Annotated in this window: 15 protein-coding genes; 5 read left to right on the forward strand and 10 right to left on the reverse strand. The window is 71.3% G+C overall.

Going from position 1 to position 12,951, the window contains the following annotated elements:
- Positions 1-31 precede the first annotated feature (31 nt).
- From ACFY2K_RS01620 to ACFY2K_RS01655, 8 genes are all read right to left on the reverse strand, one after another.
- Positions 32-712, reverse strand: coding sequence for a hypothetical protein (locus tag ACFY2K_RS01620; protein ID WP_387709168.1), 681 nt, complete (start codon positions 710-712; stop codon positions 32-34).
- Complete coding sequence (locus ACFY2K_RS01625; protein ID WP_280675274.1) at positions 712-1,146, reverse strand: hypothetical protein; 435 nt, start codon at positions 1,144-1,146, stop codon at positions 712-714. Before ACFY2K_RS01625 ends, ACFY2K_RS01620 begins: the two co-directional genes overlap by 1 nt.
- 16 nt (positions 1,147-1,162) lie before the next feature.
- Positions 1,163-1,918 carry a hypothetical protein gene (locus ACFY2K_RS01630; RefSeq protein ID WP_387709170.1) on the reverse strand — a complete coding sequence of 252 codons (756 nt, stop codon included), beginning with the start codon at positions 1,916-1,918 and terminating at the stop codon, positions 1,163-1,165.
- A gap of 149 nt (positions 1,919-2,067) precedes the next feature.
- Positions 2,068-2,241: a hypothetical protein gene (locus ACFY2K_RS01635; protein ID WP_387709172.1), complete on the reverse strand. Its 174-nt coding sequence runs from the start codon at positions 2,239-2,241 to the stop codon at positions 2,068-2,070.
- Entirely contained in the window at positions 2,241-2,486 is a 246-nt protein-coding gene (locus tag ACFY2K_RS01640) for a hypothetical protein (RefSeq protein ID WP_387709174.1), read from the reverse strand. Before ACFY2K_RS01640 ends, ACFY2K_RS01635 begins: the two co-directional genes overlap by 1 nt.
- A complete protein-coding gene (locus ACFY2K_RS01645) occupies positions 2,483-2,605 on the reverse strand; it encodes a hypothetical protein (RefSeq protein ID WP_387709176.1) in 123 nt (40 codons plus the stop codon). Before ACFY2K_RS01645 ends, ACFY2K_RS01640 begins: the two co-directional genes overlap by 4 nt.
- A gap of 70 nt (positions 2,606-2,675) precedes the next feature.
- A complete protein-coding gene (locus tag ACFY2K_RS01650) occupies positions 2,676-3,947 on the reverse strand; it encodes a hypothetical protein (RefSeq protein WP_387709178.1) in 1,272 nt (423 codons plus the stop codon).
- Positions 3,944-4,222: a hypothetical protein gene (locus tag ACFY2K_RS01655; RefSeq protein ID WP_387709180.1), complete on the reverse strand. Its 279-nt coding sequence runs from the start codon at positions 4,220-4,222 to the stop codon at positions 3,944-3,946. The genes ACFY2K_RS01650 and ACFY2K_RS01655 overlap by 4 nt, the downstream gene beginning before the upstream one ends.
- 493 nt (positions 4,223-4,715) lie before the next feature.
- On the opposite strand from ACFY2K_RS01655, the gene ACFY2K_RS01660 reads away from it, so the two are divergent.
- Both ACFY2K_RS01660 and ACFY2K_RS01665 read left to right on the forward strand, forming a co-directional pair.
- Positions 4,716-5,564 (forward strand): GntR family transcriptional regulator, encoded by an 849-nt coding sequence (locus ACFY2K_RS01660; protein WP_380533194.1) that lies wholly within the window; start codon positions 4,716-4,718, stop codon positions 5,562-5,564.
- Entirely contained in the window at positions 5,561-6,247 is a 687-nt protein-coding gene (locus tag ACFY2K_RS01665) for an HAD family hydrolase (RefSeq protein ID WP_387709181.1), read from the forward strand. The genes ACFY2K_RS01660 and ACFY2K_RS01665 overlap by 4 nt, the downstream gene beginning before the upstream one ends.
- Here ACFY2K_RS01665 and ACFY2K_RS01670 read toward each other — a convergent pair.
- Together ACFY2K_RS01670 and ACFY2K_RS01675 are read right to left on the reverse strand one after the other, a co-directional pair.
- Positions 6,244-8,715, reverse strand: a complete 2,472-nt coding sequence (locus tag ACFY2K_RS01670) for a tetratricopeptide repeat protein (protein ID WP_387709241.1) — start codon at positions 8,713-8,715, stop codon at positions 6,244-6,246. The two genes, ACFY2K_RS01665 and ACFY2K_RS01670, sit on opposite strands and share 4 nt — an antisense overlap.
- A 206-nt stretch (positions 8,716-8,921) precedes the next feature.
- Positions 8,922-9,350 (reverse strand): hypothetical protein, encoded by a 429-nt coding sequence (locus tag ACFY2K_RS01675; protein WP_387709182.1) that lies wholly within the window; start codon positions 9,348-9,350, stop codon positions 8,922-8,924.
- A 213-nt stretch (positions 9,351-9,563) separates the two neighbouring features.
- Between ACFY2K_RS01675 and ACFY2K_RS01680 the strand changes: the two genes are divergently transcribed.
- The 3 genes from ACFY2K_RS01680 to kdpF all read left to right on the forward strand — a co-directional run bounded on the left by ACFY2K_RS01680 (position 9,564) and on the right by kdpF (position 12,950).
- Entirely contained in the window at positions 9,564-10,034 is a 471-nt protein-coding gene (locus ACFY2K_RS01680) for a hypothetical protein (RefSeq protein WP_387709183.1), read from the forward strand.
- 608 nt (positions 10,035-10,642) lie between these two features.
- On the forward strand, positions 10,643-12,472 hold the full coding sequence (locus tag ACFY2K_RS01685; protein ID WP_380521317.1) for an APC family permease: 1,830 nt from the start codon (positions 10,643-10,645) through the stop codon (positions 12,470-12,472).
- A gap of 388 nt (positions 12,473-12,860) precedes the next feature.
- A complete protein-coding gene (gene kdpF / locus ACFY2K_RS01690; protein WP_045693083.1) occupies positions 12,861-12,950 on the forward strand; it encodes a K(+)-transporting ATPase subunit F in 90 nt (29 codons plus the stop codon).
- The last annotated feature ends 1 nt before the right edge of the window (position 12,951 follow it).

The raw sequence follows: 12,951 nt of genomic DNA on the forward strand, positions 1-12,951 counted from the left end.
GGGGGTGTCAGGAGGGGGCGGGGGAGCGGGGTCAGGCGGCCTTCTGGGCAACCGCAGGGACGGTGCCCGGGGCGGCCTCCGGGAGGGCATCCAGCAGCACTGCGAGGCGGTTGCGCTGGCGCCCGTTGAAGGTGAGCTTCTTGCCCTCCACCAGGCCCACTCCCAGGCCCTCCAGGTGACCCCTCAGATCGGGGATCTTCCAGCCGCCGAAGAGGCCCCGTGCCTGGCCCTCCTCCAGGACGTGGGAGAGGTGCGCGGCAGTGCCCTGGTCGGACATCCCGGCGACGTACCGGACGAGGGCGTACAGATCGGCCTCGGCGGGGGCGTCCTGCAGCTCGTCGTCCTGGTCGTCGGAGTCGTCGGGCCCGGCCTTGGCGGCGGCCTCTTCCTGCTCCTCGGCCTTGGCCTTGGCCGGCTTCTCCTTCGCGGCCTGGTCGGCCTCGGCCAGTTCGGCGGCGGCTTCGGTGTTGCCGACCACGACCGCCACGACCACCCACAGGACGAGGAGGACGGTGACCGTGGTCGGCGCGTACCGGGCGACGGGCCGGGCCAGGACGGGGGAGAGAAAGAGGCCGAGGGCGAGCGCTCCCCCGACCTGCTGGCGGGTGATGGTGACCTTCTCGACGTGGGGCCGGACGGCCCGGATGATCAGCCTGTTGCCCAGGCCGAACGCGGTGACCGAGACGCCTTCGAGGTAGCGGTGCAGCTTCATCAGGCACCGACCAGGCCCTTGAGGACCGAGCCGATCACGGTGAGCGGCAGGGCCCAGATCCCGCCGGCGGCGGCGTAGACGGACGGCACGGTGGCGCCGAGGATGCTGTCCTTCCACGGGCCGGGCTTGGTGCCGAACAGGGCGAGGGTCAGGATCGCGGCGACCGCGCCGGCGCCGACGTTGCCGAACGCCTGGCTCTGCGAGGTGAAGGCGTGGGTCAGGGCGTCGCCGACCGTGCCCGGTGCGCTGAACGCCTGGCCGGCGCCCGCCGCGAAGATGCCGAAGACGATCATCAGCCAGGCGGTGTGCTCGTCCTTGTGCTTCTTGGCGAGCTTGCCCTGCTTCTCGGCCTTCCGGCTGCCGAGGATGATCCACACGGCGATGGCCAGGCAGAGACCGCCGGAGCCGAACGAGCCGAGCAGCTGGGTGTCCATGGTGGTCTCCTGACGGTCAGTGGTGGGAGCTGGAGAGCAGGGTGACCAGCGGAGCCAGGCCGAGGGCGCCGACCAAGGCGGAGGCGAGCGGCACCCGGACGAGGACCAGCACGGTGAGGGCGCCGGGGCCGCGGACCTCGGACACCCGGACGTGGCCCCACCTGCGCATGCGCAGATCGAGGACCCAGGCGCCGGCCGCGGCGAACGCGGCGACGGTGAGGGGCAGGTGGGCGGCCAGCTGGACGGCGCCGACGTTGAAGCCGACCACGGCGGAGGCGGTGGTGAGGATGCACCAGCGGCGGAAGCGCCGGGCGCGCTCGGACTGGGGCTGGCGCCACAGCACGGAGGCCTTGCGGCGCTGGGCCAGCCGCTCGGCCCGGTGCCGGGCCTTGCGCTGCTCGGGGGTCTCCCCCTGCCGCTGGTACCAGTCTTCGCGCTCGTTGCGGATGCGCTCGGCCCGCTCCTCCGGCGTCTCGCTGATCAGCAGGCCCAGGCGATTCACCAGGCTGTCCATGTCGTAGGCGGGGGCGGGCGGCGGGGCGAGATGCTGCGGGTCGGCGGGGCCGGCCTCGTCGACCGGGTCCTCGTCGGCCTGGTCCTCGCCGGAGTCGCCGAGGGCGGTTTTGCGGAGGTCGACGGGCTCGGCCTCGGGCTCGGGAGCGGTGCGCTGGTTCCACGGACCGCTCTTGCGCCACCACTCGGCGACGGGCTCGGGCTCGGCGTCGGGCATGCCGACGGTCGGCGGCTGGGTCGGGGGCGGGGGGATCGTCACCGCAGCCACCCCCGGCGGGCCAACTCGCAGAGGCCCCACACGGCGAGCCCGACGTCGACCAGGATCAGCAGCAGGCAGAGCAGGTAGATCACGGCTGTCTCCTCTCGGGAGAGAAGGGGCCCGGCTGGGACCGGGCCCCGGACGGCGGGTCAGGAGGAGCGCCACCAGGCGCGGACGGGGTCGGCCTCCAGGGCCGTGGTGCGGCGGGTCTTGGCGTCCATGGCGGCGTGCCCGGCGCGGTCCGCCTCGCGGACGGCCTTCGCCCTCCGCTGCTGGCGGGACTGTGTGGGCTGAGCGGGCTGCTTCTTGCCGAAGCCGCGCATCAGGTGCACTCCCCGATCCGGCCGACGAGGACGAACGGCTCGCCGTCCAGCTCGCAGATCGCGTGGAACTCGGCGGCGTAGCGGCCGCCGGCGCAGGCGTCGGTGACCGTCAGGCGGTGGCACCAGGCCTCGCGGGGCAGGCCGGCGACCTCGTCGATCGTCAGCGGCTCGGCGAGGCGGTAGGCGAGGCCGCCGTGGTCGAGGCGGGCGATGCCCAGACCGGGCACGTTGCGGATGGTGTTCACCGGGCACCGCCCGTCTTGCCGACCTGGACGGTCAGCACGCGGTCGGCGCCGGCGGCGGCGCGGGCGCGGTCTTCGGGGGTGATCGGGGGGATGGGGGGTGCGATGCTGATCAGGGTCATGACACTGCCCTCGCTGTGCACGTGGTGGGGCGGATCTGGGGGAGGGGGGAGATGTCCTCGCAGCGGACGCTCAGGCGGCGGCCGGCGGGTTGTTGCGCTCGGCGTCGACGTGGCGGCGCAGGCGCACGGCGTAGTCGTTGCGGCAGCCGAGGGCGTCGCGGACCTTCCTGGTGCTGAGCTCCTCGCCGCGCGCGGCGAGGTTGTCGGCCAGGACGCGGACCCGGGCGATGTCGGCCGGGTCGAGGGGGCGTTCCCCGGCAGTCGCGGAAGCGTTCCCGATCGCCTCGTCCGGGTGGCCCGCCTTGGGAGCCTCGGAATCGGGTGCGGGTGCGTACGACCCCGTTCCGTAAAGGGCTTCCAGGCTTTCGACCGTGATCGGGGAAGCGTTCCGCAGCTCGTCGGGAACGGTGTCGAGGTAGATGCCGTCGGACGGCCCGGAGGGTAGCGGGAGGGTGAGGGCGGGGAACGGGTCGTCGGGCATTCCCGGCCACAGATCGGCGGGCGCCGGGAGGACGCTCAGCTCCGCCACCCGGGCGCGGGCGTTGAGCCGCTGGGCGAGCAGGTCGGCGGTCAGGCCGGGGACGGTGACGCCGTGGACGTACTCCCACGCGATGCGCCACGCCTCGTCGGCCGGCAGCACGCCGAACGGGGCGGCGGACAGCAGGCGGTCGGCGACCTCCCGAACCTCGGGGTGGTGCTCGGCCCGGCGGCGGGTGTGCTCGGCCCGTTCCTTCGCCTGCTTCTTCTCGGCAGTGGTCGGGCCGCGGTCGCCGTGGGTCTGCAGGTCGGTCATCCAGACGGCACCGATGCTGGACAGGGCCAGCACGAAGGCCACCCAGTAGTGCGCGGGGTACTGCTGCCAGCCGTGGGCGAAGTTGATGCCCCCGGCGACCAGGCCGGCCGCCCACGCGCCGAGGCGGTAGGTGCGGGTGGAGCGCTCGCCCTCGGCCTGCGCGCCCATGGCGACCAGCGCCCACGCGCCGCCCTCCAGCATCGCGGCCAGCAGCACTGCGAGCAGCAGGTACACCTTCGCGCCGTCGAGCGCGGCGACCTGGGACACCACGGCTGGCACGATCGAGCACGCCTGCACGAACCGGACGAACGCCCGCGCCGGGTTGGCCGTCACCCACCCGGTCACCCGGCCGAGCCGCTCGGCCCGCGCCGCCCGCCGCCGGTCCCGGGCCTCCTCAGCGGCGCGCTGATCGGCCTCCCGCCGCTGGCGGGCCGCCTCGGCGTCGAGCCGGTTCTGCTCGCGCTCATCGCGGCGGTCCGCTCGGGCGTCGGCGCGGTCGGCCTGGCGGTCGGCCCGCCGCTCGGCGCGGTAGTCGCCCAGCCCGCTCACGCGGCCACCAGCTCGAAGCCGGCGGTGCGGCGGACGATCGCCCGGAACCGCAACGGCACCGGCGCCATCTTCATCTGCTGCTCGGCGTAGGCGGCCAGCTCCGGGTCCTCCCGGCGCAGGTCCGCCAGCACCGCGTACGCCACGTCCAACCGGGCCTGGCGCTCGACCGCCGACTCGCCGACCACGCCGGCGAACAGTTCCTCGTCCACGCCCAACGCCAGCTCCGCGAACTCCTCGGTGCTCAGGGCGTGTTGACCTGCAACAATCGACTTCATGGGTCTACCTCTTCCAGTGGGAGGTGGGCCCCAGGGGCTGCCGCGCGCCCGGCCAAGGAAAGCGCGGCGGCCCCGAATTCAGGGCCGGCTACTCGTCACGTCATGAGCAGCCATGACCCCCGACCCGCGCCCGCAGTTATGGATACGGGGCGGATCGGGGACCAAAGACACTCGTTCGCTGAGACCGCGCCGGTCCGGCGCCGAGGAGTTCGGCGGTGAGCTGGCGGGGGGGTGCGTCTTTCAGGGCAGACGCGGACCTCTCGGTCCATGCCATCCGCATGCCAAGGCGCGGTCGACCTCGGCCCGATCTGTCCCGGGCCCCTTCGCCTATCCCCATAGGCGCATTTGTGCAGCTCAGAGCAGCCCAAAGGAGGCCCCTCTGTGTCGCCCCTGTCTCACTCGGTGCGGCACTCACAACATAGACAACCTGCTTAGGCAGGTCAAGAGAGTTGGGTTTCTCGCGCCTGTTGGGCACCTCCCCTAGCATTGGCGCATGGCCCTAGACCCGGATGACTCTCGCCCCCCGTATCAGCAGGTCGGCAGCTCTCTGCGGGCCTCGATCCTCACGAAGAAGCCGGGCTTCGAAACCGGCGACAAACTGCCCTCTGGCCCCGAGCTGGCGAAGCACTTCGGCGTGGCGCGCGGCACGGTGGACAAGGCGCTCGACCTGCTCCGCACCGAGGGGTTGATCGTCACCCGGCAGGGGAGTGGCTCATTCGTTCGGGAGCGCACCTCGCGCCCGGTCGGGCTGCGGCCTCACCTCGAAGCGGCCTTCGAACAGCAGCAGGTGACCCTCGACTTCGCCGGCTTCTCCAGCGAGACGCTGCACAACGCGCTGCAGGAGCCGCTCGACAAGGTCCGCTCCGGCCGGCTGGCACCGGAATCCATCACGGTCCGCCTGCTGCTGCCGGACACCACGGCGCCGATGGCCGTGCCGGTCCTGGTCGACGGGCTCCAGGACGAGGCCGCCCTCCGGCAGCGCGCCCGCAACATCGCCCTGACGAACGCCGGCGGGATCGCCCACTCTGTGGAGATGCTGGCTGAGCTGGGCCTCGTCCAGAAGGCGAGCGTCCAGGTCAAGGTGCACCGGGCATCCAGCCTGTTCAAGCTGTACATCCTGAACCGGTCGGAGGCCTTCTTCGGTTTCTACCCGCTCCGCGAGCGCACCGTGGCCATCGACGACACCGCCCACACCTTCTACGACGTGACCGGCAAGGACACCACCCTGTTCCACCACGCCGCCGGCCCGGACGATGCCTCGCTCGGATCGCAGTACGTCCAGCAGGCCCAGATGTGGTTCGACAGCGTGTGGTCCACGATCGCCTACGAGCGGCAGCCATGACCGCCACTCCTCAGCAACTCGCCGACGTGCTGCGGCCGGTGAAGCACGTGCTCCTCGACTTCGACGGCCCGGTGTGCTCGGTCTTCGCCAGCCTCCCCGCCCCGGAGGTCGCGCGCCGACTCCGTGAGGGCCTGCTCGCCGCGGGCGAGCAGGCCCCAGCCGGGGCGGAGGAGGAGACCGACCCGCTCGCCCTGCTCCGGCTGCTCTCGGGCGCCCGCCCCGATCTCACGGAGAGCACGGACGCCGCGCTGGCCGCGCTGGAGACCGAAGCCGTCCAGGTTGCTCGGCCGACCCCGGGCGGAGAATCGGTTCTCCACGCGTGTGCCCGCTCCGGCCGCCTGGTCTCCGTGGTCAGCAACAACGCAGGCACGGCTATCGAGGCCTACCTCACCGAGCACGGCCTCAGCGACTACGTGGCCGGCGTCTTCGGCCGCGCCCCGGGCGACCCGTCCTCCATGAAGCCGAACCCGCGCCTCCTGCTCGAAGCCATGGAAGCCGCGGGCATCGGGCCGGAGCACTGCATCTTCATCGGTGACGCGGTCCGCGACGTTGAAGCCGGGGAAGCGGCTGGCGTTCCCACGATCGGCTACGCGAACAAGCCCGGTAAAGATGCCAAACTCGCTGCTGCTGGCGCCGTGGTGACCGTGGATTCGATGAAACTCATCGCGGACGCCCTGACCTAGTTGTCGGGCTTTGGGGCTCTGTTGCCTTCTGGTGAGGCACTCTTCTGCCAGTGGGCGAGGTTGTTGTGGATGGTGAGGGTGTGGGGATGGTTTGGGCCCAGTACCCGCGTGCATTCGGGCAGTAGGTCGGCGAGCGCTGCTGCGGCGCCAGCTGGATTCCCTGCCTCGCCTAGCCAGGAGGCGAGGTTGTTTCGGGTCGTGAGGATGTCGGGGTGGTCTAGGCCCAGCACCCGCATCTGACCGGCGAGCAGGTCGGCGAACTCTGCTACAGCGCCAGCCGCGTCCCCCGCCTTGCCCCGCCAGTGAGAGAGGTTGCTGCGGGTGGCGAGCGTGTCGGGGTGGTCTGGGCCCAGCACCCGCATCTGATCGGTGAGCAGGTCGGCGAACTCTGCTACGGCGCCGGCCGCGTCCCCCGCCCCGCCTCGCCAGGAGGCGAGGTTGTTTCGGGTGGTGAGGGTGTTGGGGTGGTCTGGGCCCAGTACCCGCGTGCATTCGGGCAGTAGGTCGGCGAGTGCTTTTGCGGCGCCGGCTGCGTCTCCTGCCTCGCCTACCCAAGAGGCGAGGTTTCCACGGGTGGTGAGGGTGTGGGGGTGGTCTGGGCCGAGTACCCGCGTGCATTCGGTCAGTAGGTCGGCGAGTGCTTCTGCGGCGCCGGCTGCGTCTCCTGCCTCGCCTAGCCAGGAGGCGAGATTGTTGCGGGTGGCGAGGGTGTCCGGGTGGTCTGATCCCAGCACCCGGGCCCGGTCAGACAGTTGGTCGGCGAGTGCTTCTGCGGCGCCAGCTGCGTCTCCTGCCTCGCCTCGCCAGGAGGCGAGGTTTCCACGGGTGGTGAGGGTGTGGGGGTGGTCTGGGCCCAGCACCCGCATCTGATCGGTCAGTAGGTCGGCGAGCGCTTCTGCGGCGCCAGCTGCGTCCCCTGCAGCGCCTAGCCAGTGGGCGAGGTCATTGCGAATGGTGAGGGTGTTGGGGTCGTCTGGGCCCAGCACCCGCATCTGATCGGCCAGTAGGTCGGCGAACGCCGCTGCAGCGCCGGCTGGGTCCCCAGCCGCGCCTTGCCAAGAAGCGAGGCTTCCGCGGGCGGCAAGGGTGTCAGGGTGGTCAGAGCCGAGCCGCTTATGGGCCAGCTCTGCAACGTGACGGAAGTGAGCGCAGGCGGCCTCCACCTGGCCAGCCTCAGCGAGGCTGTCGCCGGTGCGGGCAAGGACGGCGTGGACGTGGAACAGATAGAGGGCGTTCTCGGCGCAGGCTGCAAGGGATCCGGTGTTGGCGCGCAAGGCCTGGATGAGAGCGGTGTTGCGCTCGATCCGGGGCCAGGCCGCCATGAGAGCATCCGCGGCAGCACGGGCGGCCTGATGATGCTGGTCTGGGGTGAGCGTGTCCCGGACAGCGCGTTGGACAAGTTGATGGGTGCGGACCGCAGCATGCGGGGTGCCAGCGGTGTACTCGATGAGGCTGAGTCGGCGCAGGGCGCTCAGAGCCGCTCGGGCGGCGTCCTCGCTCACTGGTGGGATGGGCGCGGGCTTGGCACGCCTGCGGAGGAACCGGGCAATGAGACCGTGCCGCTGTTCTCGATCACTGTTTTCGCCGCCCACAATGTCCGCGTACTGGGCGAGGTGGCTACGGGCCGGGACACTGGTGAGGACGACGTCCGGGATGCCGTTGGGGTCGAGGTGCGCGGCGAGGTGGAGCATCGGGCGGGCGAGGCCGACAGGGCGGAGCGTGCTGGCGTGTTCAACAGACAGAGTCCAGGTCGCAGCCACCGTCCGTGACTGCTGGTCGGGAAGCAGGTTGGGGGCCGTGTCCTTTAGGGCAGTGGTGCGGTCGGCGAACAGCCGCCGGTAGGCGGTCACAGTCATACCGATGTCGGCGAGTTCGGCGATGTAGGCGGCAGCCTGGGCCAGGGCGAGCGGCAGGTGCCCTAGGTCCTGAGCGAGTCCGTCCAAGGCTTCGGGGGCCTCTGTCAGGCCGTGGCCAGCCAGCATGTCGGCAAGGTAGGTGCGGGACTCATCGGGGGTGTACACGCCGACTGTGACCAGAGCCCGGCCAGCGGTCAGGGCGGGGTCCTGGCGGCGGGTGGTGACCAGCGTTCGGCCGGTCGGAGAGGCCGGCGGCCACAGGCCGGTCATGCCCGCAGGGTCGACGACATCGTCCAGGACTACCAGCCACCGGCACTGCTGCTGAGCCGCCTTGGGTTCGAGCCAGGCCAGGAACGCCGCCGCCGCACGCTCCGGTTCGTCCGGCGCGGAGGAACCGAGCAGTTCTTCGGCGGCCCTGGCGTAGGCATCGACGACGGCGGTGGCCGTGGTGGCCGTGACCCAGACCAGCACATCCAGGTCGGCGGCCTGCCAGAGGGCGCGGGCGTAGTGCGCGGCGAGTTGGCTCTTGCCGACCCCGCCCAACCCCACGACCACCCCCGCTGGGGAGGGCTGCGCGACCACAGCAGTCCCGCCGCCCGACAGTGCCGTCACCAACTGGGCGCTCTCCGCCCGGTCCTGGAAACAGACCGCCTGTGGTGGCATCGTGCCGACCTGGTGCGGCCAGGATCTGGGCGGCCGTGGCGCTCCGTAGTGGATGTTCTGGGTTCCCTTGCCCAGGACAGGGCTTTGGAAGGTACCGCCGCTCAACTCGACGTGATCGCCCCAAGACCCAGTCCTGGTGCGGGGGAGTCCTTCGGTCACTTGGAGTGCGTGCCGTAGTGGATGTTCTGGGTGCCCTTGCCCTGTACCGGACCGTTGAACGTGCCCCCGTTGAACTCGATTCGATCACCACCTGCCGGATCCGCCCCGCCCGAGCCCCGCAACGCCCGCAGCTCGTCAACGAGCTTCTCCAAGAGCGTGGCGAAGTCCTCGTCCCGCTCGACGGCGTCCTCCAGCGAGTCCTGAAGCCGGCGTCGGGTCCGCTCCGACAGCTCCTCCCGGCCCTCCTCGGCTTCCTCGCGAGTGCGCTCCAGCGCCGGGTCCTGTCCGAGCTTGCGGCTTACTGCGTCATGGAGACGGTCCATCCCTGCTTCAAGCGCGCGGTCTACCTCTCCGTCCGCCCGGCCAGTGACTAGCTTCGCCTTGCGTACGAGCCACGCGAACACGTACCCGGCAGCGATCTCCACACCCGGAACCACAACCGCCCCCAACCTCAGCTCTGATTGCGTCAGACCGTATCGAACCGGGGTCGTCCGGCCGTGCAGAACAACAAAAAACACCCCCCTCGGACTCGGCCAGCAGTCGGGTGAGCGGGTGGCCGGCCTGTGGCGCTCTGCAGCAGGCCCGCCGCAAGGGCTTCGGTCTTTTGCGGAGTGTTTGGCGTCGGTAGGTTCTGGCCGGTGATTACTCAGATCGTCACGCTGGTGGGGGTCCTGCTGGGGGCGCTTACCTCGTTCGTGGCCACCGGGTGGGCGGAGCGGGTCAAGCATCGTCGGCTGATGGCCTCGCGGTGGGATGAGCGGAAGCTCGACACCTACGTGCAGTACGCGACCTGTGTGAAGGAGATCGCCGCGGTGGCCAAGCGGGCCGTCGACGCCGAGGCGGGGTCGACGGAGCGGGCGGAGTTCCTGGCCACGATGGAGCGGGCGGAGATTCAGCGGTCGGCGCTCTTCGAGACGCTCGTTCTGCTGGCGAGTCCGGCCGCGGTGGAGGCGGCGAAGGCGGTGAACGTCGCGCTGTGGGAGTCCGAGATCGCGGCCCGCGAGCACGGCGGCGTGCAGGACGGCGCCGCCTTGGTCGAGTTGCTCAACGCCTACCACTTGCAGGCGCGGCTCGACCTCGGCGTCGGCAACCCGGTTGGCGGAGCGTGATCAGGAACACAGAAGGGCCGGTCCGGGCAGCGGAGATCGCTGCCCGGACCGGCCCGTAAAGTGCTTGGGGGAGTGGGGCTGGGAGAGGTCGTCGAGACCATGATCCGGACCAGTGGCGGACCAGATCCGGGTCGCGAGCAAGAGTTGCCTGGTCAGAGCGTGCCTGGTCAGCGGCCTGTAAATCTGTCGCGCAAGCTACGCAGGTTCGAACCCTGCACCAGCCACAGGATAGAGAAACGGCCCCCGATCTGCGGAAACGCGGATCGGGGGCCTTTTTCGTGCGGTCCGGGCGGAATCGAACGGCGGGGGCGTCCGGGCGGGGTTGTCGGGCACTTGTTGCACATAGCTTGCAATTACGTTTTGTGGGCAGCAGAGTGGGGGGTCGGGGGTGGGAGTCCTTCGACCGAGCTGATCGTCTTCCCAACCGGCGCCCGCCGGGACCACGGCTCACCCCACCCCCGCCAAGCCCCCCTTCCGCCGTACGGCGGTGGCGTCAAGGCCGCGTCAAGGGCGCTGGTGACGGCGTCAGGAACGCGTAGGGGACGGGCGCGCCCCGGGCGCGCGAACCGCAGGATTCGGAGCAACTACCGACTGCGGAGGTCCGTCCGATGTCCAGCGCCATCTCCACCCCGGCCGTCACGGCCGACGAACCGCCGGACACCGGGGCGGGCGACGAGCGGCACCGGCTCAGCGCGCTCGGCGGCCTGGCGGCGCTGTCGCTGGACGCGATGGCCTCGGTGGCCTACGGCCCGGAGTCGATCGTGCTGGTGCTGGCCGCGGCCGGCGCGTACGGGCTGGGCTTCACGGTGCCGGTCACGGTGGCGATCGCCGTCCTGCTCGCGGTGCTGGTCGCCTCCTACCGGCAGGTGATCGCGGCCTTCCCGGACGGCGGCGGCTCGTACGCCGTCGCCAAGGCCCACCTGGGGCGCCGGACGGCGCTGACCGCGGCCGCCTCGCTGGTCATCGACTACATCCTGAACGTCGCGGTCTCGGTGACCGCCGGAGTGGCGGCGCTGACCTCCGCGATCCCCGGCCTGTACGACGACCGGGTCTGGCTCTGCCTGGGCGTGCTCGCCCTGGTGACCGCCGTCAACCTGCGCGGCATCGCCGAGTCGGCGCGCTGGTTCCTGGTGCCGACCGCCGTCTTCGTGCTCTCCATCCTGGCGATCATCGTGGTCGGCCTGTTCCGGGACGCCCCGGCCAGCACGGCGGCCGCCGCCGGCCACGCCTCGGTGCTCGCCGAGAACGCCACCGCGGTCGGCGCGCTGCTGCTGCTCAAGGCCTTCGCGGCCGGCTGTTCGGCGTTGACCGGCGTCGAGGCGGTGGCCAACGCCGTCCCCTCCTTCCGGACCCCGCGGGTGAAGCGGGCCCAGCACACCGAGGTCGCGCTCGGCGCCCTGCTCGGCGTGATGCTGATCGGCCTGGCCGTGCTGATCGGCCGCTTCCACCTCCAGCCGGTCGACGGCGTCACCGTGCTCGCCCAGCTCGCGGACGCCTCGCTCGGCCACGGCGCCGGCTTCTTCGTCGTCCAGTTCGCCACCGTGGTGCTGCTCGGCCTCGCCGCCAACACCTCCTTCGGCGGCCTGCCGGTGCTGATGGACCTGCTCGCCCGGGACAACCACCTCCCGCACGTCTTCGCGCTGCGCGCCGACCGCCAGGTGTACCGGTACGGCGTGCTGTTCCTGGCCGCGGTGTCGGCCGCGCTGCTGGTCGGCTCCGGCGGCGACGTCAACGACCTGGTGCCGCTGTTCTCGATCGGCGTGTTCGTCGGCTTCACCATCTGCCAGGTCGGCATGGTCCGGCACTGGTACCTGAACCGCCCGGCCGGCTGGCGGTGGAAGGCCGCGCTGAACGGCTTCGGCGCGGTGCTGACCGGTGTCGCGACCCTCGTGGTGACCGGCACCAAGTTCACCGAGGGCGCCTGGGGCATCGTGGTGGCCCTGCCCCTGCTGGTGGTGCTGTTCGAGGCGATCCACCGCAGCTACCGGCGGATCGGCGAGCGGCTGGAACTCGGCCGGGTGCCGGGCGCGGTGACCCGTCAGCGCAGCCTGGTGGTGGTCCCGGTGACGGCCATCACCCGGCTCACCCGGGACGGACTGTCGGCGGCGCTCTCGCTGGGCGACGAGGTGTTCGCGGTGACCGTGGTGCACGACCCGGCGGACGCCGAGGCGCTGCGCCGGGACTGGGAGCTGTGGCAGCCCGGCGTGCCCCTGCTGGAGATCGCGGAGGACCACCGGCGGCTCGGCCAGCCGATCGCCGACTTCGTCAACCAGCTGGGCGAGGAGCACGCGTACGACCGGCTCACCGTGCTGATCCCCGAGGTCGAGCCCGCCCACTGGTGGCAGCGCGCGCTGCAGAACCGGCGCGGCGCCGTGATCGACCGCGCCCTGCGCCGGCACACCGACGCGGTGGTCTGCCGCCTGCGGATGCGGATGTGACCGCGGGGGCGGTAGGGGACTGACGGGTGAACCCATGGGCCCCGGTACGGCTGCGGCCGTACCGGGGCCCGTGCGTGCCGGGGCCCCGGCAGGCTCACGACGGTCTCGGCCCGATCACGTCGGTCTCGGCCCGGTGAAGCGGACGTCAAGGTCGCGTCAACGCACTGCGTTCACCCGTATGGAGGGCGTCAGGGAGCCCTAACGCGCCTTAGACGGCTGATTTGCTTCCTCTGCCGGTCGTCCGCCGGTGCCGTACGGAAGCCATTCGGCCCGGTCGCGGCATCTCCCGAACCACGCTGGTGGAGCCCATGTCCGATCTCATCTACGTCGGTGTCACGGTCGCCGTGTTCGCCGTCATCGCCCTGATCGCGCGGGGGGTGGAGAAGCTGTGAGCGCGGAGAACATCGCAGGTCTGGTCGTGGCCGTCGCTCTCGTCGGCTACCTCGTCGTGGCGCTGATCTTCCCGGAGAAGTTCTGAC

It is taken from the genome of Kitasatospora sp. NPDC001309, from assembly GCF_042896295.1.
Classification (GTDB): domain Bacteria; phylum Actinomycetota; class Actinomycetes; order Streptomycetales; family Streptomycetaceae; genus Kitasatospora.